Here is a 24,830-nt window from a genome sequence, read left to right on the forward strand (position 1 = left end):
ACGTTAACGACGTCGCAACGGACAGCGCCGATCACCGTACGTCGATCTCCGGCGACGGTGTGCGTCACCGGAAGTTCCCGAATGTGAGCGGAAGCGAAGGGAAGGGGTCACTCCGTGTTCATCTGCCGGGGTAGGGCACCGGCGGACGGCCGCTGCGGGGGCGTTCCCTCCACAGGCGCAGGCCCACGTCGACCAGGCCCACCCGGTCGAGGTCCGGGACCTCGGCCAGGGGGTGCCAGGCGGCCATGTCCGTGGAGCCGCCGGTCTCGTGGCGGAGGTCGCCGCCGGTGACGCGGGCCTCGTGGACGACGCGCAGGGCCTGGAAGTCGACACGGGCGCCCAGACGGCCGGAGCCCTGGCGCCTGCTGGTGTCGATGCCGAGGAGCGTGGTGGGTTCGACGGCGTAGCCGGTCTCCTCGGCCGCCTCGCGGACGACCGTGTCGTAGGGGTCCTCGCCGTGCTCCATGCCGCCGCCGGGCAGGGTCCACCTGCGCAGGCCGTCCCGGGAGACCCAGCGGGCCAGCAGCAGCCGCTCCTCGCGGACGCACACGGCGTAGGCCGCCACCCTCAACTGCTCACGCATGCGCAAACGTTACCCGCAATGTCCGCCCATACGCGGTCATTGCACTCATGACGGGTTGAGGGTTTACCCCATGAATTCGATCCGTCGCGGTCAGCACTCCCCAAACATCTATCACTTCGGTAAGACTGAGCGATCATCCGGGACCACATAACGGACCGGACCGATCCGAACCTGCCGCTCGGATCACCCATGTCCTCTCACTGAATTCCTTACCTACAAGGGATGTCGATGACCCTCACCCCCCAGCCCGGCCCCCGGTCGGGTTCAAGACGCGTGGCACGCATCGCCGTGGCCGCGGGTCTGGTCGCCGCGCTCTCCGCGGCCGGGCCGATACCCATGGCCTTCTCGGCGGACGACCCGTCCACCACCGTCCCGTCCGACGGTGGTGTCAAGTCCGCGCACGACAAGCTCGGCTCGACCGACGCCGACCTCCTCGCCGAGGCCAAGGCCGACGGCGACAAGAACGTCACGATGATGATCGCCACCGCGCCCGGGAAGACCGAACAGGTCGCCGAGCAGCTGGACGCGGTCAAGGGCGGCTCCGTGGGCCGTACCTACGACAAGCTCGGCTACGTCCGCGCCACCGTCCCGACCAAGAGCGCCGACTCGGCCATCTCGGCCGCCGCGAAGCTCTCCTCCGTGCAGGGCATCGACCTGCGCCAGGAGATCGTCCTCGACGACCCCTCGCCGGTCGCGGGCGCCGCGAAGGGCGCGAAGAAGCAGGCCACGGCCGCCGAGACGTACCCGGGGCCGGACAAGAACACCCCCGCCAAGAACCCGTACAACCCGTCCTTCGAGACGGGCGCCGTGGACTTCGTGCGGAAGAACCCGACGGCCGACGGCCGGGGCATCACCATCGGCGTCCTGGACTCCGGCGTCGACCTCGCGCACCCCGCGCTGCAGAAGACCACCACCGGCGAGCGCAAGATCGTCGACTGGGTGACGTCCACCGACCCGATCGTCGACAACGACCTCAGCTGGCGCCCGATGACGAACTCGGTCTCCGGCCCGACGTTCACCTTCGGCGGCCGGACCTGGACCGCGCCCGCGGGCACCTACTCCGTCAACACCTTCCGTGAGTCCGCCACGGCGGGCGGCGACGCGGCGGGCGACGTGAACCGCGACGGCGACACCACCGACGCGTGGGGCGTGCTCTACGACGCGGCGGCCGGCACGGTCACCGTCGACGTGAACCAGAACTTCGACTTCCGCGACGACAAGCCGATGAAGCCGTACAAGGACGGCTACCAGATCGGCTACTTCGGCACCGACAACCCGGCGACCGACGTCGCCGAGCGTCAGCCGTTCGTCGTGGAGTACCGCAAGAACGTCCCGATGGACCCCTTCGGGGGCGACTGGGTCGGCAAGAAGGCCGACTTCGTCAACATCGGTCTCATCTCCAGCGAGCACGGCACCCACGTCGCCGGCATCACCGCCGCGAAGGGCCTGTTCGGCGGCGAGATGAACGGCGCCGCCCCCGGCGCGAAGATCGTCTCCTCCCGCGCCTGCGAGTTCGGCCCCGGCTGCACCAACGTGGCGCTCACCGAGGGCATGATCGACCTCGTCGTCAACCGCGGCGTCGACATCGTCAACATGTCCATCGGCGGCCTCCCGGCGCTGAACGACGGCAACAACGCGCGCGCCGAGCTGTACACGCGCCTCATCGACACCTACGGCGTCCAGCTGGTCATCTCGGCCGGCAACTCGGGCCCCGGCGCCAACACCATCGGCGACCCCGGTCTGGCCGACAAGGTGATCTCGGTCGGCGCGTCCATCTCCAAGGAGACCTGGGCCTCGAACTACGGCTCCGAGGTCGCCAAGGGCTACCAGCTGTTCAACTTCTCCTCGCGCGGTCCGCGTGAGGACGGCGGCTTCACCCCGACCCTGGTGGCGCCCGGCGCCGCGGTCAACACCGCGCAGACCTGGCTGCCCGGCGTCATCGCGCCCGAGGCGGGCTACACCCTGCCGGCCGGCTACCAGATGCTGAACGGCACCTCGATGGCCTCCCCGCAGGCGGCCGGCTCCGCCGCGCTGCTGCTCAGCGCCGCGAAGGAGAAGGGCATCGCCCTGCCGCCCGCGAAGCTGCGCACCGCGCTGACCTCGACGGCCGACCACATCCGCCGTGTGCAGGCGTACGCCGAGGGCGCGGGCCTGATGGACATCGAGGCCGCCTGGAAGTCGATCAAGGCGGGCGCCTCGGCGCACGAGTACACCGTCAAGGCCCCCGTCGACACGGCCATCGACTTCGCGCTGAAGACCCCGGGCTTCGGCACCGGCGTCTACGACCGTGAGGGCGGCCTGAAGGCCGGGCAGTCGAAGACGTACGACGTCGTCGTCACCCGTACCACCGGGGCCGACACCGCGATCGCGCACGACCTGCGCCTGAAGAACGACGAGAACGACACGTTCTCGATCGTCGGCGGCGACAAGGTCTCCCTGCCGCTGAACAAGCCGGTCACCGTGAAGATCGCCGCCAAGCCCGAAGAAGCCGGCATCAGCAGCGTGATCCTGGAGGTCGACGACCCGAAGACCGTGGGCGTCGACAGGCAGATCCTCAACACGGTGGTCGTCTCCAAGCCGCTGAACTACACCCACTCGGTGAAGAGCACGGTCCAGCGCAACGCCTTCAAGTCGTACTTCGTCACCGTCCCCGAGGGCGCCAAGTCCCTCGAGGTCGCGATCAGCGGTCTGAAGGACAAGAGCCAGACCCGCTTCATCGCCAACCACCCGTACGGCGTCGCGGTCGAGAGCACCAGCTCCCTGACCTGCTACAACAACTTCCAGGACGGCGGCGGCTGCAAGCCGGACGTGCGCTCGTACGCCAACCCGCAGCCCGGTGTCTGGGAGTTCGAGGTCGAGTCGCGCCGCACCTCGCCGCTGCTCGACAACCCCTTCAAGCTCGACTTCGCGGTGTACGGGGCGAACTTCGACCCCGAGGTCGTCACCGTGCCCGAGGCCAAGGTCGGCACCCCGACCGCCGCCTCCTGGAAGGTGGACAACAAGCTCGCCCCGATCGAGGGCAAGCTCACGGGCGGCCCGCTCGGCTCGGCCAAGACCGACCGGCCGACCATCGCGACCGGTGCCACCCAGACCTCCACGGTCACGGTGCCCGCGGGCGCCGAGTCCCTGGACGTCACCATCGGCAACACGGCCGACACCGGCGCCGACCTCGACCTGTACGTCTACGACGCCGCGGGCACCCAGGTCGGCAGCTCCGCCGACGGCGACTCCGAGGAGTCCGTCTCCCTGCCGTCGCCGGCCGCCGGCACGTACACCATCGAGGTCGTCGGCTACGCGGTCCCGGCCGGGTCCACCACGTACGACTACCGCGACGTGTTCTTCTCCTCCGCCCTCGGCGAGGTGAAGGTCGCGGGTGCCGCCGTCAAGCTCGGCACGGGTCAGTCGACCACCGTCTCCGGCGACGTCGTCGCGTCCGCCGAGGCCCCGGCCGGCCGGGAGTTCTTCGGCCAGGTCCAGCTGGTGAACGCCCGCGGCACCGCGGCGGGCACCGGCAGCGTGCGGATCGAGAAGGTCACGCCGTAGTGCGCGAGTAGCGCGCCGGTAGTGCGTGCGTGAGGCGAGGGGCGGGTGTCAGGTCGGACACCCGCCCCTTCGTCGTGCCGCCCCCCTCACCGGGTCACTCGCACCCCAGCGCCTTCGAGAGCTCCTTCGAGTCCGGGAGCGCCGCCTCCATCCGGGCCCGGTCGCGGGCGATCTCCGCCTCCTGGTTGGTCCAGACGTCCGGCTGCGCGCTGTCCCTCGGGATGCCGATGAGGACGTGGTCGCCCTTCCGCAGCCGGGGGTCGGCGTCGTGGGCCATGGGGAAGTCGATCCGGTCCTCGCCCCGGCCGGGCTTGATCCAGCGGTCGACCTCGACCGTGATCCGGTCCTGCGCGGCTCCGGGCACGGGCTCGACCTCGGCGACGGTGCCCTCGACGATGAGCCGGGCACAGGCGACGTACCCCTCCTCGGTGCGCAGGTCGGAGTCACCGCCCGCGTCGCTCTGCGCCTGGCCCTCCGCCTTGCTGGTGGTGCCCGCGTCGGACGCCACGCCGCCGCTCTGGACGACGACCCAGCCGATGCCGAGGACGACGGAGGCCGCGGCCGCGGCGGCGAGGGTGCCGAAGGTGATCTTCAGGGCACGCCGGGCGCGGGACGGCCGCGGCGACAGGGGTGTCACCGACGCGGTGGGGGCCGCCGCGGGCCCGGACACCCGCCCGGGGTCCGTCTCGGCACCGGCCGCGTCCCCCGGCCGCGCGGCCCCGGCTCGCCCCGGCGAAGTCCCGGCCACGGAGTCCCCGCCCGCCGCCGGCCCCGCCAACGCGTCACCGATCAGCCCCAGCTGCTCCCGCAGCAACGCGATGTCCCCGGCAGCGGCGTCCCGCGCCGCCACGAACTCGGAGTCCCGCAGCGCCTCTTCGGACAACGGCTCGTCGAGCAGGGCCGCCAGCAGCGCGTCCATACCGTCGTGGACGGGGGCTTCGAGGGTGAGGTCGTCGAGGGCCGGGCCGTCGGGGGCGGGGTCGTCGTGCGCCGGCTCGTCGTGCGCCGGGCCGTCCTGCGCGAGGCCCACCTGCGAGGAGCCCTCCCGCTCGGGGTGGTCCCGCGACGGGCCGGGGCTCTCGACGGCCTCGTGTTCGGCGTCGTGCCTGCTGTTCTCCTGGGCGGACACGTCACACCACCTCGTCCTCGTGCAGGCGGGTACGCAGGGCGCGGACCGCCGAGTGGAGCCTGCTCTTGACCGTGCCCTCGGGGATGCCCAGCTCGTCGGCGATCCCGCGGACCGGCAGGTCGGCGTAGAAGCGCAGGACGAGGACCTGGCGCAGGGCGTCGGGCAGCTCGTCCAGGCCTCGGGCGACGGCGAGCGAGAGCACGCTGGAGTCCTCGCCGGAGGGGTGCTCGTGCTGGCGCAGCGAGGCCAGCCGCTCGCCCAGGCGTTCCTGGCGCCGCTTGGCGCGGTGCCAGTCCATCGCCAGGTTGGAGGCCACCACCGCCGCCCACGCGGACACGTCCCGCGGTGACTCCCGGCCGCTCGCCGCCCGCTCCAGCAGCCGCAGCCGTACCTGCTGTACCCCGTCCAGCAGGTCCGACTGCGGCACACCGCCGAGCGCGAGCACGGCCCGCACCCGCCGTTCCTGGGCCGCGTCCAGTGGGTCGTCCGCCTCCGGGACCCCCTCGACGTGGCGCGCCTTTCCGCGCAGCACAGCCACCCCTCCCCCCTCCCGCGTTTCCCCTACGACGCCGACGGGGGCCGAAACGTTCGGCCGGTCCGGCACGACTTTCCCGCCGGAACGCAGAGGCGTACGTCACACCTTCGCGTGCGTCCGGGTGCCGTGGGCAGGGTCGAGGCAGCACAGCTTGCGGTACGGGGCCGCCGTAGGGCGAATTTCTCCAGCTCAGCGGGGGTGACGGCCATAGAAGCGGCTCCGCCGCCGGGGGCGGTCGCGTCCCGGTCCCCGGGCGTTCCGGTCAAAGGATTGGACACACGGGCCGGGACTGACCGCATGATGGAAACGCCTCGGTCATGCCGCAGACACACACAAGCCACGTAAAAGGAGTCGCCGTGAGGGTCGGAATCGTCGGAGCCACGGGTCAGGTCGGCACGGTCATGCGGAAGATCCTCAAGGACCGTGACTTCCCGGCGCGCGAGCTGCGTCTGTTCGCGTCCGCCCGTTCGGCCGGTTCGGTCATCGACGGGGTGACGGTCGAGGACGCGGCGACCGCCGACTACTCCGGTCTCGACATCGTGCTGTTCTCCGCGGGCGGCGCGACCTCGAAGGCGCTGGCCGAGAAGGTGGCCTCGCAGGGCGCGGTCGTGATCGACAACTCCTCCGCCTGGCGCCGCGACCCCGAGGTGCCCCTCGTGGTCTCCGAGGTGAACCCGCACGCGATCGCCGACCGCCCCAAGGGCATCATCGCCAACCCGAACTGCACGACGATGGCCGCGATGCCGGTCCTGCGTCCGCTGCACGAGGAGGCGGGCCTCGAAGCGCTGGTCGTCGCCTCCTACCAGGCGGTCTCCGGTTCCGGTCTGGCGGGCGTCGCGGAGCTGCACGGCCAGGTCCAGAAGGTCGGGGGCGACGCGGACAAGCTGACGCACGACGGCTCGGCCGTCGACTTCCCCGAGCCCGGCGTCTACAAGCGGCCCATCGCCTTCAACGTGATCCCGCTGGCCGGTTCGATCGTCGACGACGGTCTGCACGAGACGGACGAGGAGCAGAAGCTCCGCCACGAGTCCCGCAAGATCCTGGAGATCCCCGGCCTCAAGGTCTCCGGCACCTGTGTGCGCGTCCCGGTCTTCTCCGGGCACTCCCTCCAGATCAACGCCCGCTTCGCCCGGCCGATCTCCGTGGAGCGCGCGACGGAGCTGCTGGGCGGCGCCCCCGGTGTGGCCCTCTCCGACATCCCGACCCCCCTCCAGGCCGCCGGTCAGGACCTCTCCTTCGTCGGCCGCATCCGCGCCGACGAGACCGTGGACAACGGCCTCGCCCTGTTCGTCTCGGGCGACAACCTCCGCAAGGGCGCCGCGCTGAACGCGGTCCAGATCGCGGAGCTGGTGGCGGCGGAGCTGAGCGAGAAGTAGGCGGGCGGTACGCGCGCGAAAGGGGGCGCCCACCAGCATCCATCCGGTGGGCGCCCCCGTGCGCGTGTTCAGAGGGCCAGATGCCGCCGCAGGGCCACATCGACCTCGGCCATGCGTTGCCCCGGCACCGAACCGATGGGCCGCAGCAGCCTCTCCGGGGCGAGAGCGCGAACCTGCTCGCACTGCACCTTGGAGTCCTTCGGGAGGCCACATTCCTCGGCGGGGAGCAGCACCTGGAACGGATAGACGCGAGAGGTGTTCGTCGTCAGGGGGACCAGCGTGATCACGCCTCGGCCGGTTCGTGCCACAGCCGCGTTGGCGCCGTCGTTGGAGACGATCACCGCCGGGCGGGCCTTGTTGGCCTCGCCGCCGCGTGCCGGCTCGTAGTCGACCAGATAGATGTCACCGCGCTTCATCGGACAGCCCGTCCCCCACGAACCGGTCCCAGAACGCGGCGTCCTCGCTCCCGTCCCACTCGGCGAACGCCTCCGCGTACTGCTGCTCCAGTTGCGCCTCACGCAGGAGCTCGATCGCGGCATGTATCACGGCCGACCGCGAATCGGCGTCCGTACGCGCGGCGTACTCGTCGACGAAGGTGACGTCCTCCTGCGGCAGACTCACACTGATCTTCATACACCTGATGCTACCCGTGGTAGGCACAGGTTAGCCACTCCAATTGGGCCGCCACTCATGGAAGGATGGCGCAACCCACACATACCGAGGAGATGACCGCGTGCCTGGCACAAACCTGACCCGCGACGAGGCTCAGCAGCGGGCGGCGCTGCTCAGCGTCGACTCGTACGAGATCGATCTCGACCTCTCCGGCGCGCAGGAGGGCGGCACCTACCGGTCCGTGACCACGGTGCGCTTCGACGTCGCGGAGAACGGCGGGGAGTCGTTCATCGACCTGGTGGCCCCGACCGTCCACGAGGTGACCCTCAACGGCGACGCGCTGGACCCGGCGGAGGTCTTCGCGGACTCCCGGATCGCGCTGCCCGGTCTGCTGGAAGGCCGCAACATCCTGCGGGTCGTGGCCGACGCCGCGTACACCAACACCGGTGAGGGCCTGCACCGGTTCGTCGACCCGGTCGACGACCAGGCCTATCTGTACACGCAGTTCGAGGTGCCGGACGCCCGCCGGGTCTTCGCGTCCTTCGAGCAGCCGGACCTGAAGGCCACCTTCCAGTTCACCGTGAAGGCCCCCACCGGCTGGACCGTCATCTCCAACTCGCCGACGCCGGAGCCCAAGGACGACGTCTGGGTCTTCGAGCCGACGCCCCGGATCTCGACGTACATCACGGCCCTGATCGTCGGCCCGTACCACTCGGTGCACAGCGTGTACGAGAAGGACGGGCAGAGCGTGCCGCTCGGTATCTACTGCCGGCCGTCCCTCGCCGAACACCTGGACTCCGACGCGATCTTCGAGGTCACACGGCAGGGCTTCGCGTGGTTCCAGGAGAAGTTCGACTACGCGTATCCGTTCGAGAAGTACGACCAGCTGTTCGTGCCGGAGTTCAACGCGGGCGCGATGGAGAACGCGGGCGCGGTGACCATCCGCGACCAGTACGTGTTCCGCTCGAAGGTGACGGACGCCGCGTACGAGGTCCGCGCCGAGACCATCCTCCACGAGCTGGCCCACATGTGGTTCGGCGACCTGGTGACGATGGAGTGGTGGAACGACCTGTGGCTGAACGAGTCGTTCGCCACCTACACCTCGATCGCCTGCCAGGCCGCCGCGCCCGGCTCGCGCTGGCCGCACTCCTGGACGACCTTCGCCAACTCCATGAAGACCTGGGCGTACCGGCAGGACCAACTGCCGTCCACGCACCCGATCATGGCGGAGATCAACGACCTGGACGACGTCCTCGTCAACTTCGACGGCATCACGTACGCGAAGGGGGCGAGCGTGTTGAAGCAGCTCGTCGCGTACGTCGGCGAGGACGAGTTCTTCCGGGGCGTGCAGGCGTACTTCAAGGCGCACGCGTACGGCAACACGCGGCTGTCCGATCTGCTGGGCTCCCTGGAGGAGACCTCGGGCCGTGATCTGAAGTCCTGGTCGAAGGCGTGGCTGGAGACGGCGGGCATCAACGTCCTGCGTCCCGAGATCGAGACGGACGGGCAGGGCGTCATCACCGCCTTCGCGATCCGTCAGGAGGCCCCGGCGCTGCCCACGGGCGCGAAGGGCGAGCCGACGCTGCGCCCGCACCGCATCGCGGTCGGCCTGTACGAGCTGGACGACGCCAGCGGCAAGCTGGTCCGCGACGAGCGGGTCGAACTGGACGTGGACGGTGAACTGACCGCCGTACCGCAGCTGGTGGGCCGACGCCGCCCGGCGGTCGTCCTGCTCAACGACGACGACCTCTCCTACGCGAAGGTCCGCCTGGACGAGCAGTCCCTCGCCTTCGTCACCGAGCACCTCGGCGACTTCGAGTCCTCCCTCCCGCGCGCGCTGTGCTGGGCCTCGGCCTGGGACATGACACGTGACGCGGAGCTGGCGACCCGCGACTACCTGTCCCTGGTGCTCTCCGGCATCGGCAAGGAGTCCGACATCGGTGTCGTGCAGTCGCTGCACCGCCAGGTGAAGCTGGCGATCGAGCTGTACGCCGACCCGGTGGCCCGCGAGGCGCTGCTGACCCGCTGGACGGACGCCACGCTCGCGCATCTGCGCGCGTCCGAGGCCGCCTCCGACCACCAGCTGGCCTGGGCCCGCGCGTTCGCCGCGACCGCCCGCACCCCCGAGCAGCTGGACCTCCTGGAGGCCCTGCTGGAGGGGACGCAGACGATCGAGGGCCTCGCCGTCGACACCGAGCTGCGCTGGTCCTTCGTGCAGCGGCTCGCGGCGGTGGGCCGTTACGACGAGGCGGAGATCGCCGGCGAGTACGAGCGGGACCGGACGGCGGCCGGTGAGCGGCACGCGGCCACGGCCCGTGCCTCCCGCCCGACCGCCGAGGCCAAGGCGGAGGCCTGGGCCCAGGTCGTCGAGTCGGACAAGCTGCCCAACGCCGTGCAGGAAGCGGTCATCGGCGGGTTCGTCCAGACCGACCAGCGGGATCTGCTCGCCACGTACACCGACAAGTACTTCGAGGTGGTGAAGGGGATCTGGGAGTCGCGCTCCCACGAGATCGCCCAGCAGATCGCCATCGGTCTCTACCCGACCGTGCAGGTCTCGGCCGAGACCCTGCACAAGACCGACACCTGGCTGGCCGACGCCGAGCCCAACGCGGCCCTGCGCCGCCTGGTCTCGGAGTCCCGCTCCGGAGTGGAGCGCGCCCTGAAGGCCCAGGCGGCGGACGCGGCGGCGCCCGCGGAGTGACGAGGGTCGCCCGTACGACGGCGGGGGCGCCCGGTGAATTCACCGGGCGCCCCCGCCGTTGTCGTCGTGGTCAGTGACGGACCCGCTCACGGATGCCGCTCCGCCCGGCGACCGGCAGCGGAGCCGGGGGCACCGTGGGGCGGGCCGGGCGTGGCCGGAGCTGGCCCAGGACCGTCGCGCCGAAGGCGATGGCCATGCCGAGGAGCTGAAGGGGGCCCAGGGCCTGGCCGAGGGCCGCCCAGCCGACCACGGCGGCGGTCAGCGGGGAGAGGGGGCCGAGGAAGGTGACCTGGGTGGCGGAGAGGCGGCCGATGCCGCGGAACCAGAGCCAGTAGGAGACGGCGGTGTTGGCGAGGGCGAGGTAGAGGTAGCCGCCGATCGCCCGGGTGTCCAGGGCCGGGGGTGCCCCCTCGACCAGCAGGGCCAGCGGGGCGATCAGCAGGCCGCCGGCGGTCAGCTGCCAGCCGGTGAGGGCGAGCGGGCCAACACCGGCCGGGCGGCCCCAGCGCTTGGTCAGGACCGTGCCGGTGGACATGGACGCGGTGGCGGCGAGCGCCGCGAGCAGGCCCACCGTGTCCAGCGCGCCCGCCGCCTTCAGGACGACCAGGCTGACGCCGAGGGCCGCCGCGATCCCGGTGAGCAGGGTGCGCACGGTCGGCCGCTCCCTCAGCAGCACGGTCGCCAGGCCCGCGACGAACAGGGGGGCGACCGAGCCGACGACCGCCGCCATACCGCCCGGCAGCCGGTACGCGGAGAGGAAGAGCAGCGGGAAGAAGGCGCCGATGTTCAGCGCGCCCAGCACCGCGGCCTTCCACCACCAGACCCCGCTGGGCAGCCTGCGGGAGATCGCGAGGAGCAGCAGCCCCGCCGGCAGCGCCCGCATCAGGCCCGTGAACAGGGGGCGGTCGGCCGGCAGGAACTCCGTCGTCACCGCGTAGGTGGTGCCCCAGGAGATGGGAGCGAGCGCGGTGAGGGCGATGAGGGGCAGACGGCTCGTGGCGGGGCCGGTGTGCGCGGGAGTGTGCGCGGTCATGGGAGGCGTCCTTCACGGCGGGGAGCGGCCTGGTCGGTCGACAGGCCGGTGCACTGAATTACCTTGCTTGCAATTAGCTTAGCGCTAAGCAACTTTCCGTCAAGCCACTTTCTTGCGGCCGACCCATCGGCGTCCGATACTCACCCCATGAACGCGCGCCCCGAGCCCGACCGGCCCCTCCGCGACCCCGTCGACGCGATCGTCGACCAGTGGGCGCTCGCCCGGCCCGACCTCGACACCACCGCGATGGAGGTGTTCGGCCGCGTCAGCCGGCTCGCACGGGCCGTGGGCGACCGGATGGACAAGACGTACGCGCGGTTCGGGATCTCGCGCGGCGAGTTCGATGTGCTGGCGACCCTGCGGCGGTCCGGCGAGCCGTACACGCTCTCGCCCCGCGAGCTGTCCGCCACCCTGATGCTCACCACCGGCGGGATGACCGGCCGCCTCGACAAGCTCGAACGCGCGGACCTGCTCCGCCGCTCCCCCGACCCGCACGACCGCCGCGCGCTCCAGGTCACCCTCACCGACGTCGGCCTGCGCCTGATCGACGACGCCGTCGTCGCGGGGCTCGCCGTCCAGACCGAGGCACTCGCCCACCTGGACGACGAACAGGCCGGCCAACTGGCCGGCCTGCTGAGGACGCTGGTGAGGGGGACGGGGGCGTGAACCCGGCCCGGGGAGGCGTGCGGAGGGTCCCGGCGGCCGGCTAGGACACGCCCCCGGCGCCCAGCCACGTGGTCAGCGCCGTCTCGGTGGCGGCGCGGTCGGCGTCGTCCGCCGCCCAGGCCACATAGCCGTCGGGCCGGACCAGCACGGTCGTACGGCGGTCACTCGTCCAGTGTCCGACGGCGAGGCGGTCCCCCCGGTCACCCTTGTGGTCCAGGCCAGGCGGGGTGACGAGGACGAAGCGTCCGCCGCGCAGGGACTCGTGGAGGCGGCCGGTGGTGAGGGCGACGTCCGGGACACGGGTGCCGACCAGGCGGTGGGCGCCGCGCGGTGCCGCGTACCGGTAGCCGATGCCGGTGACCTGACCGACCGCACGGGCGCGGACCGGGGGGACCCGGTCGACGAGGGTGGTGAGGGCGGCCCGGAGCCCCAGCATCCAGGGGGACTTGGCGAGGGCGAGGCGGACGATGCCCCCGCTGCTGCGGAGCACGGCCCTGCCGACGGGGTGGCGTTCGGCCTCGTAGGTGTCGAGGAGGGCGGGGTCCGCGTGTCCGCCGAGGACGGCGGCGAGCTTCCAGCTCAGGTTCGCGGCGTCCTGGAGGCCGGTGTTCATGCCCTGGCCGCCGGCCGGGGTGTGGACATGGGCGGCGTCACCGGCGAGCAGGACGCGACCGACGCGGTACGCGGGGGCCTGGCGCTCGTCGCTGTGGAAGCGGGACATCCAGCGGGCGTCGCGCATGCCGTAGTCACGGCCGAGCGCGAGCCTGGTGATCTCCCTGACCTCGTCGAGGCCGAGCGGCTCGGTGTCGGGGACGTCGTGGCCCCGGTGCCAGCCGATGACCCGGTGGTAGCCGTCGCCGAAGGGCGCGATGAAGGCGAAGGCGTCGCCGACGGCGTTCGCGGTGAGGACCTGCTCGGGTTCCTCGTCGAGCCGTACGTCCGCGAGGACCACCGAACGGATGACCGACCTCCCCGGGAACGGCAGCCCGATCGCCGTACGGACCGCGCTGCGGTGCCCGTCCGTCCCGACGACGTACGCGGCGGTCAGCCGGTCCGTCCCGCCGTCCGCGGTCCGGACGGCGACCGTGACGACGCCCGGGTCCGCGCCCGCGCCGTCCCCTGCCTCCGCACCTTGCTCGATCGCCGTCACCTCCGTCTCGTACCGGAACCGCACCCCGGCCTCCACCGCCCGGCGCTCCAGGACCCTCTCCACCTCGTACTGCGGGATCACCAGCAGGTGGTTGAAGCGGGAGGGGAGGGTGTCGAGGCGTACGGAGAGACGGCCGAAGAGGCTGATGCGGTCGAGGGGGCGCCCCTTGGCCTCCAGCGCGTCGGCGAGGCCCCGCGCGTCCAGTTGTTCCAGGGTGCGGGCGTGCACGACGAAGGCACGGGAGAGGTTGCTGATCCGGTGACCGCGCTTCTCGACGAGGGTGACGGGGACACCCGCGGCGGCGAGGTCGCCCGCCAGCAGCAGTCCGGTGGGGCCCGCGCCCACGACGACGACCTGGCGCTCGCTGCTCTCTCCCTGCATGGCGGCCTCCTGCCAACACTTGTTGGTCAACGGTTGTTGGCCAACGCCTGTTGTCAAGGTAGGGACGGGCTCCTGGACTGTCAACACATGGTGGCCTACGTTTGTTGGCATGACCGGAACGGAACCCGCGCCGCCCTCGCCCCTCTCACCTCCCGCCCCTGCCGCGCCGACGCCCCGCCGCTCCGACGCCACCCGGCAGGCGATCCTCCGGGCCGCGCGGGAGCGGTTCGCGGCCGACGGGTACGACCGGGCCACCATCCGGGCGATCGCCAGGGACGCGCGGATCGATCCGTCGATGGTCATGCGGTACTACGGCTCGAAGGAGGGCCTGTACGCGGCGGCCCTCGACGTCGATCTGCGGCTGCCGGACCCGGACGGGTACGACGCGCGGGACGTGGGCCGGGTGCTGGTGAGCCACTTCCTCGACCTCTGGGAGGAGAACGAGATGCTCACCGCGATGCTCCGGGTCGGCGCGACCAACGAGGCGGGCGCGGAACGGATGCAGGGCGTCTTCCGGGACCAGTTGCTGCCGCTCGCCCGGCGGGTGTGCCCCGACCCCGAGGAGGCTCCGACGCGGGCGGCGCTGTGTTCGTCACAGGTGCTGGGGCTGGCGCTGGCGCGCTATGTGCTGCGGTTCCGGCCGGCCGTCGCGCTGAGCCGCGAGGAGATCGTGGAGTGGCTGGGGCCGACGGTGCAGCGGTATCTCACGGCGCCGCGGCCGTAGCCTGCGGCGCGGCTCCGGAACGCGTCGAGGGCACCCCCGGCGCACTGGTGTGCGGAGGGTGCCCTCGACGGACGTGATGGAACGTGTGGGGAGGGTGGGGCGGAGGCGGTCAGGCCTTCGCCTTGGCCTTCGGCTGACGGTCCGTCGAACGGTCCAGGACCATCACGAGGCCGGTGATCAGCGCGAACAGGGCGAGCGGCGCGACGACGAAGAGGCCGAGCGTGTCGATCACGCTCAGGCCCGGGCCCGGGTCGTCGCCGTCGTCGGGCGTCAGCGCGAGGGCGGGGGACGACATGAGCAGCATCATCAGCGTCGTACCGGCAGCCAGGGCGCCGGCGCGCAGGGCGTTCTTCTTGTCCACGCGCTAAAGGTAACGAACGCGGGTGGGCTCCGCGCGGGCGGGGGGCGCCTAATGGCTCGGGGGTGAGTGTTTCGTCGGCGGGTGCGGCTGCGTCGTGGTTGCTCGCGCAGTTCCCCGCGCCCCTGAAAAGCAGGGGCTGCGCCCCGTGCTTTTCCCCGAAAGGGCCGCAGGCCTCTTTCAGGGGCGCGGGGAACTGCGCGAGAAGCCCTCACCGGAGCCGCACCCGCCGACGAAACACTCACCCCCGAGCTACTGGGCGCCCCCTCGCAACACATCCACCAGCGCGTACAACCGGGGCGACGCCGCCAGCTCCTCCAGCGTCACGGGACGCCCCGCCGCGTCCGCGATCGGGAGCCGCCAGTTCGGATACTGATCCCACGTGCCGGGAAGGTTCTGCGGCCGCCGGTCACCGAGGGTGTCGGGGAGCCAGAGCCCGATCATCCGGGCCGGGGTCCGCAGCAGAAAGCGGTGGAGGGCCTGGATCCGGTCCTCCTCGGACGTCGTGGAGATACCACCGCCCGCCCCGTTCAGCAGCCCCAGCCGCGCCAGCAGCGCCAGCCACTCCCCCGCGTCGGCCGCCGCCTCCGCCCGCTCCTCCTCCAGCGAACGGGTGAGCAGCCCCAGCCCGTGCCGGAGGTCGACGTGGTCGCAGGTGAGCCGGGAGGCGGTGGGCGGGAGGTCGTGGGTGGTGGCGGTGGCGAGACAGTTCGCCCGCCAGCGCTCGGGCGGGAGAGGGCGGCCCGTGCCCTCCCAGTCGCGCTCGAACCACAGCACGGACGTGCCCAGCACCCCGCGCGTGTCGAGGGCCTCACGGACCCCCGGCTCGACCGTGCCGAGGTCCTCGCCGATCACCAGGGCGCCGGCCCGGGACGCCTCCAGGACCAGGATCGCGAGCATGGCGTCGGCGTCGTAGCGGACGTAGGTGCCCTCGGTGGGGGCCTGTCCCTGCGGGACCCACCAGAGGCGGAACAGGCCCATGACGTGGTCGATGCGGAGGGCGCCCGCATGGCGCAGGAGGGCGCGCAGGAGGTGGCGGTAGGGGGCGTATCCGGACTCGGCGAGGCGGTCGGGGCGCCAGGGAGGCAGACCCCAGTCCTGGCCTCGGGAGTTGAAGGCGTCGGGGGGCGCGCCGACGGACATGCCGGCCGCGAAGTACGCCTGCTGCGCCCAGGCGTCGGCGCCGCCGGGGTGGACGCCGACGGCGAGGTCGTGGACGAGCCCGATCGGCATGCCCGCGTCGCGCGCGGAGCGCTGCGCGGTGCCGAGCTGGGCGTCGGTCAGCCAGGCCAGCCGGGTGTGGAAGTCGACACGGTCCATCAGCTCGCCCCGGGCGCGGGCGGTCTCGGTGGAGCGCGGGTCGCGCAGACCGGCGGGCCAGCGGTGCCAGTCGGAGCCGTGCACCTCGGCGAGGGCGCACCAGGTGGCGTGGTCCTCCAGTGCCTCGCCCTCGTCGGCGAGGAAGTCCCAGTAGGCGGCCCGCCGCCCGGGGCCGAGTTCCACGGCGCGCACCTGCTCCAGCGCCTCGCGCTTGAGGTCCCAGACCGCGTCCCGGTCGATCAGCTCGCCCTTGTCCAGAACGGCTTCCCGCAGGCGCGCGGCCCTCTCCCGCAGGGCGTCCGGGGTGGGGGCGTACGGGTACTCGTGGATGTCCTCGACGCGCAGGTGGACCGGGTCCGGATAGCGGCGGGAGGAGGGCCGGTACGGGGAGGGGTCGGTGGGGGCGCCGGGTACGGCCGCGTGCAACGGGTTGACCTGGACGAATCCGGCGCCGAGGGCGCGGCCCGCCCAGGCGGTGAGTTCGGCGAGGTCGCCGAGGTCCCCCATGCCCCAGCTGCGGCGCGAGAGGAGGGAGTAGAGCTGGACGAGGAGGCCGTAGGTGCGGCCGGGCGGGGCGGGCAGCCGGGCCGGGGCCACGACGAGATGGGCGTCGGCGGTACGGCCGTCGGGGGCGGTGGCGCGCAGGGCGTGGACGCCCGGGGGCAGGTCGTCGAGGCGGGAGCGGAGTTCGCCCGGGCCGGTCTCGACGTGTTCGCCCCGCTCGGTCTCGATCCGCAGCCGGGTGCCGTCCGGGAGGGCGGTCAGCGCGGCGGGCGGCTCACCGTCGGCCCAGCGGACCACGGTCGGCGGCAGCAGCCGTGCGTCCAGCTGTCGTTCGCGTGCCGTGAGGGCGGCGGTGACGGCCTCCGGGGTGCTCGCGTCGACGTCGAGCGCGGCGAGGGCGGCCACGACCGCGCCGTCCGAGGCCGCGACCGTACGGTCCGGGGAGGGGCTGTAGGAGGTGGCGACGCCGTGCAGTGCGGCGAGCCGGGCCAGCGGGGTGCCGGGCACCGGGCCCGAACCCCCTGGATCTTCGTGCATCTAGACCCCCGCTGCGGCGCCGTGGGACGTGGGTTCACTGGTGAGGGGGGCCGCGTCGGTGAGGGGCGGCTCGCTGGTGAGGGGCTCGGCGTCCGGGAGCGGGGGCTCACTGGTCAGGGGGACGTCGGCACAGGGTCCCTCGGCGCTGAAGACGCAGAAGTGGGGCTCGTGGAGCTCGTACGGCTCCGCGGTGCGTTTGGAGCGGGCCGGGGTCGGAACGTGGGTCTGTGCGGCCACGGGGGCCTCCTGGTCGTCGTACGGCGATGGTGCCGGGGTGGGCGATGGGTGCGGGTCCGGGGTACTCCAGCCCTACCCAGCGGGCGCCGCCGCAGACGTGGGCGGGCGGACATCGTGGTGTGGGTCACTCCGGGCCAGACTATTCACTCAGTACATATACTCAGTGCATACTGGAGCGCATGAGCACTCGTCACATCCTGTTGGGGCTGCTCGCCGGTGGGCCGAGCCATGGCTACGACCTCAAGCGACGGCACGACGAACGCTTTCCGCAGGCCCGCCCGCTGGCCTACGGACAGGTCTACACGACCCTGCAGCGGCTGGTCCGCGACGGGCTGGCCGAGATCGACGGCACCGAGGCGGAGGGGGGTCCGGAGCGGACGATGTACCGCTCGACGGACGAAGGGGCACACGAACTGGCCGAATGGGCCGGGCAGATCACACCGCCCGCGCCGTTCGTGACCAACGAGATCTTCGCCAAGCTCGTCGTCTCGATCCTGGCCGGCGGCGATCCGGCCGCCTGTCTCCGGGCGCAGCGCACGGCGCACATGGCGCGCATGCGTGAGCTGACCGCCGTGAAGACCGCGCCGGGAGCCGACCTGGCGACCGTGCTCGCGGCGGACTACGCCCTCAACCATCTCGACGCCGATCTGCGCTGGATGAACACCACCGCGGCCCGGCTGACCACCCTGACCGCGGAGGTCGACACAGCATGAGCGAGAAGAACACCGGCCCACTGCCGCTGCTCGCGGCCCGGGGGCTCGTCAAGGAACACGGCAGGACGCGGGCGCTGCGCGGCGCCTCGGTGGAGCTGGGTGCGGGCGAGATCCTCGCCGTCACCGGGGCGAGCGGCAGCGGGAAGTCCACGTTGCTGCACTGCCTCGCGGGCATCGTGCGACCGGACGGGGGCTCGCTGACGTACTCGGGGCAGCGGCTCGACCAACTGTCCGAGAAACGGCTCAGCGAGCTGCGCAGGACGGACTTCGGAGTCGTCTTCCAGTTCGGGCAGCTGATACCGGAGCTGACGGCCGTCGACAATGTCGCGCTGCCGCTGCTGCTGGCCGGCACGGCCCGCCCGGAGGCGCGGGAGCGGGCCGCTGCGTGGCTGGAGCGGTTCGGCGTGCGCGGGCAGGAGGAGCAGCGGCCCGGCGAGCTGAGCGGCGGTCAGGCGCAGCGGGTGTCGCTGGCGCGGGCCCTGGTGACCGCGCCGAAGGTGGTGTTCGCGGACGAGCCGACCGGGGCGCTGGACTCGCTGGCGGGCGAGCAGGTGATGACGGCCCTGACGCATGTGGCCCGGGAGTCCGGTACGGCGGTGCTGCTGATCACGCACGACGCGCAGACGGCGGCGTACGCGGACCGCGAGGTCACGCTGAAGGACGGGGTCGTGGTGTCGGAGGCGGACGCGTCGCTGGAGGTGTCCCGGTGAAGGCACCGCTGAAGACGCTGGGGAACGATCTCCGTCTCGCCGTTCTGCTGACCCGCGGGTCGGACCGGCGGGAGTGGTGGCGGGTGGCGCTGACTGCCCTCGGGGCGGCCCTGGCCTGCGGGTTCGGCATGGCCGCCGCCGCGCTGGCCTCGTTGGAGGGTCAGCACAGCATCCCGTTCGGCAGTGGTCTGCTGAACCAGCCCGGCGAGCGCTCCGGGGTGATCGTCGCCCTGCTGCTCCTGCTCGTCCCGGTGCTCGGGTTCCTCGGCCAGTGCACCCGGATCGGCGCCGTCCACCGCGACCGGCGGCTGGCCGGACTGCGGCTGGCCGGGGCCTCGGCGGCCCAGGTGCGGCGGATCGCGGCGCTGGAGACGGGGGTGGCCTGTCTGCTCGGCTCCCTGGTGGCCATGCTCTTCTTCGTGCTGCTCGTGCTGAGCACCTGGACCCCGCCCGTCCTGGCCTGGGCCGGTGTCGCCGTGGTGGCGCTCGGGGTGCCGGTGCTGGGCGCGGTCGCGAGCGTGCTGGCGCTGCGCCGGGTGGTGGCCTCGCCGCTGGGCTGGGTGCGCCGGGTGCGGCCGGGCACGGGACGCGGTCCCGGGTGGGTGTTCCTGGGCGCGGTGGGCCTGGTGGTGCTCGGGGCGCTGCTCGCCGTCGTCAACACCCACCGCGACATGCCCGGCGGCAAGGTCGGTCAGGCGCCACTGATCGTCGCCGGCGCGGTGCTCGCGGTGGGCGCGGGCGCGGTGCTGCTGTCCGGCGTGGTCTCGCTGCTCACCGGGCGGCTGCTGGCCGGGCGCACCGGGAACCCGGCGGTGCTGATCGCCGCCGAGCGGCTGCGCGACGACCCGTGGGCGGCGGCCCGTACCCATGCGGCCGTCCTCATGGGGGTCGTGGTCGGCAGCGGGTTCATCGGTGTGCGCCGGGCGCTGCTCACGGAGATCGACAGGTACGACTACCTGGCCGAGCGCGACGACTTCTACCTCGCGGGTCTGAACTTCACCGCCGCGGCCATCCTGGTCGGCTTCACCATCACCCTCTGCGGGCTGGCCGTCGGCACCGCCGAGTCGCTGGCCACCCGCCGCCGGGGCCTGGCCGCCCAGGTCGCCACCGGGGTGCCGTACGAGGTGCTGGGGCGGGCCCTGCTGCTGGAGACGGCCCTGCCACTGGCGCCGTCGGTGCTGGTCGCCGGTCTCGGCGGCACCGCGATCGCCGTCACCTACGCGACCGCCCTCGGCGACACCCTGGTCGTCCCGTACGGCGCCTTCCTGGTCCCGCTCGCGGTGTACGGCGCCTGCCTCCTGGCGGCGGCCACCTCGCTCCCCCTGCTGCGCCGCACGGTCCGCCCCGCGGAGCTGCGGTACGCGTAGGCCCCCGGGCCCGGCGGCCGGGAGACACGGGGGTGTTCCCGGGCCGCCGGACCGAGGCGGACAGAGCGGTGGGGGCGCCCGGAGAGATCCGGGCGCCCCCACTGTCATGCGCAACCCCCTGCGCGCCTCCGCGCTACTTCGGCACCCCCGAAGGCGCGATCGGCGTAGCCCGTTCCGACTGCGGCGAGGTCGTGTTGGCGTAGACGGACGGGGCCGAGACGCCCGCCGCCGGGTCGGCGTCCTCGGCGGCGACGAGGACCGGGACGCCGCCCACGATGCGGATGTCGGCGGCGTCGAAGGCCTTCTTGATGCGCCAGCGCAGCTCGCGCTCGACGGTGAGGGCCTTGCCGGGCATGGTCTTGGCGGAGACCCGGACGACCATCGAGTCGAGCAGGACGTCGTCGAGGCCGAGGACCTCGATGGGGCCCCAGAGCAGCTCGTTCCAGGGGTCCTCCTTGCTCATCGCCTCGCCGACCTCCAGGAGGGTGCGGCGGACCTTGTCGAGGTCCTCGTCGTGACGGACGGTGACGTCGACGCCGGCGGTGGCCCAGCCCTGGGAGAGGTTGCCGATGCGCTTGACCTCGCCGTTGCGGACGTACCAGATCTCGCCGTTGTCGCCGCGCAGCTTGGTGACGCGCAGGCCGACCTCGATGACCTCGCCGGAGGCGACGCCCGCGTCGACGGTGTCGCCGACGCCGTACTGGTCCTCCAGGATCATGAAGACGCCGGAGAGGAAGTCCGTGACCAGGTTCCGGGCGCCGAAACCGATGGCGACGCCCGCGACACCGGCGGAGGCCAGCAGCGGGGCGAGGTTGATCTCGAAGGTGGCGAGGACCATCAGGGCGGCGGTGCCCAGGATCAGGAAGGACGCCACCGAGCGCAGCACCGAGCCGATGGCCTGGGAGCGCTGGCGGCGGCGCTCGACGTTGACCAGCAGCCCGCCGAGGGTGCCGCCCTCGACGCCGGGGACGGAGCGGTTCATCCGGTCTATGAGCTTGGTGATCGCCCGCCGGACCACCACTCTCAGCACCGCCGCTATCACCACGATCAGCAGGACGCGGAGACCGATGGCCAGCCAGGTGGACCAGTTCTCCTCGACCCAGCTGGCGGCGTTGGTCGCGCTCTCCTGTGCGTCCTCCAGCGACGGCACGGCGGGCGTCGTCGACGTCTCGGAGGGAGACGGCGACGGCGAGGCGGCCAGCAGGAGGGACAGGGAAGAAACGGACGACACGGCGGTTACCTCCAGGTGCGCTATCTGCCCTCCGGTACGGCGGTCAAGATCCATCGGGTCACGGAAAGGTCACCGGACGGGCAGGCCCACCACACTAACGGGGCATTGTGTGGAGGTCGTCGCCATGTTCGAGGGAGACAGGGCGCTCACCAGGGAGTGAAGGGCGCACACGGCGGGGGATGAATCAAGGTGTGGTCGAAAACACTCCCAGCCCGTTACCGGGACATGGTGGCGCTTCCACCAGGCATGAGGGGAGACTGACTACGGATCGTCCACGGCGCGAGCCACGCGCCGCCGGCGTACAAGGAGGCATCCGTGCCGCACGTCCTGGTCCTCAACGCGTCGTACGAGCCGCTCGGTGTCGTACCGCTCCGCCGCGCGCTCGTCCTCGTCCTGGAGAACAAGGCGGTCTCCCTGGAAGAATCCGGCGCCTATCTGCACAGCGCGACCGTCACAGTCCCCGCACCCAGCGTGGTCCGGCTCAAGCGATTCGTCCGGGTTCCCTATCGGGGGCCCGTTCCTCTGACCCGCCGGGCGCTGTTCGCCCGTGACGGGGGCCGGTGCATGTACTGCGGTGGCGTCGCAACCAGCGTCGACCACGTCATCCCGCGCAGCCGCGGGGGCAAGCACGTCTGGGACAACGTCGTCGCGTCGTGCCGCCGTTGCAACCATGTCAAGGCCGACCGCCATCTCGTCGAGATCGGCTGGCGGCTCCGCCACAAACCCGCTCCGCCCACCGGGCTGGCCTGGCGCATCATCGGCACGGGCCATAGGGACCCGCGCTGGCTGCCCTACCTGCAGCCGTTCGGCGCGGACGACGCGTTGGCCCGGATCGACGGCATCTCCGCCTGACGGTCCGGGTTTTTGCATGCCGGGTGCCCCTGAGCGGGGGCACCCGGAACAGTCACATCCGGTTGACCTGCGGATTCGTTACCGCCTTCACAGGCACCCCACGTTCCCCTCGCACATGTGATCGCTTAGTGTCACCCCAACAGCGGCCCTTGTTCTGGAGCGCAACGCCCAGGGGCCCGCTTCGAATGTGGGGACTCATGCGCAAGCTCGCCATAGGCGCCGCCGTGTCCGGCGCCCTGGCTCTCACCGGCCTGGCCGCGCCCGCCGCGCTGGCCGACTCGCCGGACCTGGCCTTCGGCGCCGTCACGGTCAACAACGGCAAGCCGATCGTGGTCGGCACCAAGGCCGATGTGACCGTCCCGGTCACGTACACCGTCACCCGGCCGACCGCCTTCAAGGTCGACTACCAGAACAACTTCCTGGGCGTCGCCCTCTACCGGGGCAGGCTCGCGGAGCCCGACAACGCCATCGAGGGCGCCGCCAGGAAGCCCGCCTGCACGCCGACCGCGACGACCGACACCACGGTGACCGAGTCCTGCGCAACGAAGCTCACCATCGACCCCCGGGACAACCTCTTCGAGGGCGCGGACGCCACCACCTGGAAGGCCGCCGCCGTCTACTTCGAGGCGGCCGAGGACAGCGACGACTCCGACGACCACATCGGCGCGCACTTCGGCAGCGACATCTGGGGCAACCTCGGCACCGCGAAGGTCCAGCGGCTCGCCAAGGCCACCGTGAACGCCACCCCCGAGCCGGCCGTCAAGGGCAGGACCCTGACGGTCAAGGGCCAGCTCACCCGCGCGGACTGGAACACGAGCAAGTACGCGGGCTTCAAGGGCCAGAAGGCGACCCTGCAGTTCAAGGCCAAGGGCGCCACCGCCTACACGGACGTGAAGACGGTGACCTCCGGTACGGCCGGCGCGCTGTCCACCACCGTGAAGGCGTCGAAGGACGGCTCCTACCGCTACCGGTTCGCGGGCACGTCCACCACCGCGGCCGTGACGTCCGCGGCGGACTTCGTCGACGTGAAGTAGCCCCCGGCCTCCGTGGCCGACACCGCCCCCAGGTAACGACTCCGTTGCCCGGGGGCTTTTTTGTTGGCCGGATATTGACGCTCACCTGGTCTAGTCCTATCGTCCTGGCATCCGACAGGAAACTTTCCTAACAGTTGGGCAGGTGGCGGACCGTGGCAGGAACCCCTCGCGTACTGCGCGCCATGAACGACCGTGCCGCACTCGACCTGCTGCTGGAGCACGGGCCGCTCTCCCGGACCCGGCTCGGCAAGCTGACGGGGCTGTCCAAGCCGACGGCCTCCCAGCTCCTGGCCCGCCTCGAAGCCGCCGGACTCGTGAAAGCCACGGGCACCGGCACGGACGGCACCGGCCCCGACACCCCGGGCGCGGGCCGACCCGGCCCCAACGCCCAGCTCTACGCGGTCGACCCGACCGCCGCGTACGCCGCAGGCCTCGACGTCACCCCCGAACGCGTGCTGGCCGCCGTCGCCGACATCACCGGCCGCACGGTCGGCGAGCACGCCGTCCCCACCCCCGGACGACGCCCCGCCGAACCCGTCGTACGGCAGGTCACCGCCGCCCTCGACGGGGCCGTCAAGGCCGCCGGACTCGTCCGCTCCGACGTACACCGTCTGGTCATCGGCACACCCGGCGCCTTCGACCCGGGCACCGGGCGGCTGCGCTACGCCTCGCACCTGCCGGGCTGGCACTCCCCCGCCCTCCTCGGCGAACTCGCCGCCGCACTGCCGATGCCGGTGGAGTACGAGAACGACGTGAACCTCGCCGCGCTGGCCGAACAACGGCTCGGCGCGGCCCGGGGCCACGAGGACTTCGTCCTGCTGTGGAACGAGGGCGGTCTCGGCGCGGCCGTGGTCCTGGGCGGCCGGCTGCACCGGGGGTTCACCGGCGGCGCGGGCGAGGTCGGCTTCCTGCCGGTGCCCGGTGTGCCGCTGGTCCGCCAGGTCACCAAGGCGAACAGCGGGGGCTATCAGGAGCTCGCCGGTTCGCAGATCATCCCCCGGCTCGCCCGTGAGCTGGGGATCACCCCGATCCCGGAGGGGCCCTACGCCGAGGTCGCGACGGCGCTCGTGGCCCGTGCCGCCGCCGACATCGACTCCGGGGCCCACCGTCAACTTCTGGCCACGTACGCCACGGGGCTCGCGACAGGTATCGCGTCGCTCGTGGCCGTACTCGATCCCGAACTCGTCGTCCTCAGCGGTACGGCGCTGACCGCCGGCGGCGAGCCGCTGCGGGCGCTCGTCGAGGCCGAGCTGGCGGAGCTGGCGGCCTCCCGGCCACGGCTCGTGCTCGGTGACGTACGTGAACACCCTGTGCTGCGGGGCGCGTTGGAGAGCGCGCTCGCGGCGACGCGTGACGAGGTCTTCGACACGCTGACGCTCCGCTGAGTTCGGCCGCGTCCCAGGTCCTTCGAAAACTGCCGGCCGTGCGTGGCTGGTCGCGCAGTTCCCCGCGCCCCTTGGGGTTTCCCGGGCGCGCCCCCGTCCTCCCAGATCACCCCTGTCTTCCTCCCAGATCATCCCTCCCCTCCCTCAGG

General features: G+C 72.2%; 22 protein-coding genes. 11 read left to right on the forward strand and 11 right to left on the reverse strand.

Annotated elements, in window-relative coordinates; translation table 11 throughout:
- Nucleotides 1-118: 118 nt before the first annotated feature.
- Nucleotides 119-583 (reverse strand): NUDIX hydrolase, encoded by a 465-nt coding sequence (locus tag J8M51_RS03765; RefSeq protein ID WP_086754584.1) that lies wholly within the window; start codon nt 581-583, stop codon nt 119-121.
- Between the two features lie 222 nt (nt 584-805).
- Between J8M51_RS03765 and J8M51_RS03770 the strand changes: the two genes are divergently transcribed.
- Entirely contained in the window at nt 806-4,126 is a 3,321-nt protein-coding gene (locus tag J8M51_RS03770; RefSeq protein ID WP_086754587.1) for a S8 family serine peptidase, read from the forward strand.
- Nucleotides 4,127-4,220: 94 nt separating this feature from the next.
- Here the strand turns inward: J8M51_RS03770 and J8M51_RS03775 are convergent, their stop codons facing one another.
- The gene (locus J8M51_RS03775; protein ID WP_086754589.1) at nt 4,221-5,255 is read right to left on the reverse strand and encodes a hypothetical protein; all 1,035 of its coding nucleotides are present in this window, start codon (nt 5,253-5,255) and stop codon (nt 4,221-4,223) included.
- Nucleotide 5,256: 1 nt separating this feature from the next.
- Nucleotides 5,257-5,793, reverse strand: a complete 537-nt coding sequence (locus tag J8M51_RS03780) for an RNA polymerase sigma factor (protein ID WP_086754591.1) — start codon at nt 5,791-5,793, stop codon at nt 5,257-5,259.
- Between the two features lie 353 nt (nt 5,794-6,146).
- On the opposite strand from J8M51_RS03780, the gene J8M51_RS03785 reads away from it, so the two are divergent.
- Nucleotides 6,147-7,166, forward strand: coding sequence for an aspartate-semialdehyde dehydrogenase (locus tag J8M51_RS03785; RefSeq protein WP_086754593.1), 1,020 nt, complete (start codon nt 6,147-6,149; stop codon nt 7,164-7,166).
- A 68-nt stretch (nt 7,167-7,234) separates the two neighbouring features.
- Here the strand turns inward: J8M51_RS03785 and J8M51_RS03790 are convergent, their stop codons facing one another.
- Both J8M51_RS03790 and J8M51_RS03795 read right to left on the reverse strand, forming a co-directional pair.
- Nucleotides 7,235-7,582 (reverse strand): type II toxin-antitoxin system PemK/MazF family toxin, encoded by a 348-nt coding sequence (locus J8M51_RS03790; protein ID WP_086754595.1) that lies wholly within the window; start codon nt 7,580-7,582, stop codon nt 7,235-7,237.
- Entirely contained in the window at nt 7,569-7,799 is a 231-nt protein-coding gene (locus tag J8M51_RS03795; protein WP_086754598.1) for a ribbon-helix-helix domain-containing protein, read from the reverse strand. The genes J8M51_RS03790 and J8M51_RS03795 overlap by 14 nt, the downstream gene beginning before the upstream one ends.
- 100 nt (nt 7,800-7,899) lie before the next feature.
- Here J8M51_RS03795 and pepN point away from each other — a divergent pair, with 100 nt between their 5' ends.
- The gene (pepN, locus tag J8M51_RS03800) at nt 7,900-10,479 is read left to right on the forward strand and encodes an aminopeptidase N (RefSeq protein WP_086754601.1); all 2,580 of its coding nucleotides are present in this window, start codon (nt 7,900-7,902) and stop codon (nt 10,477-10,479) included.
- Between the two features lie 70 nt (nt 10,480-10,549).
- On the opposite strand, the gene J8M51_RS03805 is transcribed toward pepN, so the two are convergent.
- Nucleotides 10,550-11,512, reverse strand: a complete 963-nt coding sequence (locus J8M51_RS03805; RefSeq protein ID WP_256964175.1) for an EamA family transporter — start codon at nt 11,510-11,512, stop codon at nt 10,550-10,552.
- 147 nt (nt 11,513-11,659) lie between these two features.
- Here J8M51_RS03805 and J8M51_RS03810 point away from each other — a divergent pair, with 147 nt between their 5' ends.
- Nucleotides 11,660-12,178, forward strand: coding sequence for a MarR family winged helix-turn-helix transcriptional regulator (locus J8M51_RS03810; RefSeq protein ID WP_086754603.1), 519 nt, complete (start codon nt 11,660-11,662; stop codon nt 12,176-12,178).
- A 40-nt stretch (nt 12,179-12,218) separates the two neighbouring features.
- Here the strand turns inward: J8M51_RS03810 and J8M51_RS03815 are convergent, their stop codons facing one another.
- Nucleotides 12,219-13,709: an FAD-dependent monooxygenase gene (locus J8M51_RS03815; protein WP_086754605.1), complete on the reverse strand. Its 1,491-nt coding sequence runs from the start codon at nt 13,707-13,709 to the stop codon at nt 12,219-12,221.
- Nucleotides 13,710-13,818: 109 nt separating this feature from the next.
- Between J8M51_RS03815 and J8M51_RS03820 the strand changes: the two genes are divergently transcribed.
- Nucleotides 13,819-14,433 carry a TetR/AcrR family transcriptional regulator gene (locus J8M51_RS03820; protein ID WP_086754607.1) on the forward strand — a complete coding sequence of 205 codons (615 nt, stop codon included), beginning with the start codon at nt 13,819-13,821 and terminating at the stop codon, nt 14,431-14,433.
- Nucleotides 14,434-14,542: 109 nt separating this feature from the next.
- Here the strand turns inward: J8M51_RS03820 and J8M51_RS03825 are convergent, their stop codons facing one another.
- From J8M51_RS03825 to J8M51_RS03835, 3 genes are all read right to left on the reverse strand, one after another.
- Nucleotides 14,543-14,794, reverse strand: a complete 252-nt coding sequence (locus tag J8M51_RS03825) for a hypothetical protein (protein ID WP_086754610.1) — start codon at nt 14,792-14,794, stop codon at nt 14,543-14,545.
- A 249-nt stretch (nt 14,795-15,043) separates the two neighbouring features.
- The gene (gene malQ, locus J8M51_RS03830; protein WP_267298962.1) at nt 15,044-17,152 is read right to left on the reverse strand and encodes a 4-alpha-glucanotransferase; all 2,109 of its coding nucleotides are present in this window, start codon (nt 17,150-17,152) and stop codon (nt 15,044-15,046) included.
- On the reverse strand, nt 17,153-17,389 hold the full coding sequence (locus tag J8M51_RS03835) for a hypothetical protein (protein WP_086753152.1): 237 nt from the start codon (nt 17,387-17,389) through the stop codon (nt 17,153-17,155).
- A gap of 179 nt (nt 17,390-17,568) precedes the next feature.
- Here J8M51_RS03835 and J8M51_RS03840 point away from each other — a divergent pair, with 179 nt between their 5' ends.
- Genes J8M51_RS03840 through J8M51_RS03850 form a run of 3 tightly spaced genes read left to right on the forward strand, consistent with a single transcriptional unit; the run spans nt 17,569 to nt 20,179 of the window.
- Nucleotides 17,569-18,102 carry a PadR family transcriptional regulator gene (locus tag J8M51_RS03840; RefSeq protein ID WP_086753154.1) on the forward strand — a complete coding sequence of 178 codons (534 nt, stop codon included), beginning with the start codon at nt 17,569-17,571 and terminating at the stop codon, nt 18,100-18,102.
- Nucleotides 18,099-18,812 carry an ABC transporter ATP-binding protein gene (locus tag J8M51_RS03845; protein ID WP_086753156.1) on the forward strand — a complete coding sequence of 238 codons (714 nt, stop codon included), beginning with the start codon at nt 18,099-18,101 and terminating at the stop codon, nt 18,810-18,812. Before J8M51_RS03840 ends, J8M51_RS03845 begins: the two co-directional genes overlap by 4 nt.
- 8 nt (nt 18,813-18,820) lie before the next feature.
- Entirely contained in the window at nt 18,821-20,179 is a 1,359-nt protein-coding gene (locus J8M51_RS03850) for an ABC transporter permease family protein (RefSeq protein ID WP_086753204.1), read from the forward strand.
- Between the two features lie 133 nt (nt 20,180-20,312).
- On the opposite strand, the gene J8M51_RS03855 is transcribed toward J8M51_RS03850, so the two are convergent.
- Entirely contained in the window at nt 20,313-21,410 is a 1,098-nt protein-coding gene (locus J8M51_RS03855; protein ID WP_086753158.1) for a mechanosensitive ion channel family protein, read from the reverse strand.
- A 315-nt stretch (nt 21,411-21,725) separates the two neighbouring features.
- Here J8M51_RS03855 and J8M51_RS03860 point away from each other — a divergent pair, with 315 nt between their 5' ends.
- From J8M51_RS03860 to J8M51_RS03870, 3 genes are all read left to right on the forward strand, one after another.
- Complete coding sequence (locus J8M51_RS03860; RefSeq protein ID WP_086753161.1) at nt 21,726-22,262, forward strand: HNH endonuclease; 537 nt, start codon at nt 21,726-21,728, stop codon at nt 22,260-22,262.
- Between the two features lie 197 nt (nt 22,263-22,459).
- Nucleotides 22,460-23,296, forward strand: coding sequence for a hypothetical protein (locus tag J8M51_RS03865; protein WP_086753206.1), 837 nt, complete (start codon nt 22,460-22,462; stop codon nt 23,294-23,296).
- Between the two features lie 182 nt (nt 23,297-23,478).
- The gene (locus J8M51_RS03870) at nt 23,479-24,681 is read left to right on the forward strand and encodes an ROK family transcriptional regulator (protein WP_086753163.1); all 1,203 of its coding nucleotides are present in this window, start codon (nt 23,479-23,481) and stop codon (nt 24,679-24,681) included.
- Nucleotides 24,682-24,830: the final 149 nt, after the last annotated feature.

Source organism: Streptomyces griseiscabiei, assembly GCF_020010925.1.
GTDB classification, from domain to species: Bacteria; Actinomycetota; Actinomycetes; order Streptomycetales; family Streptomycetaceae; genus Streptomyces; species Streptomyces griseiscabiei.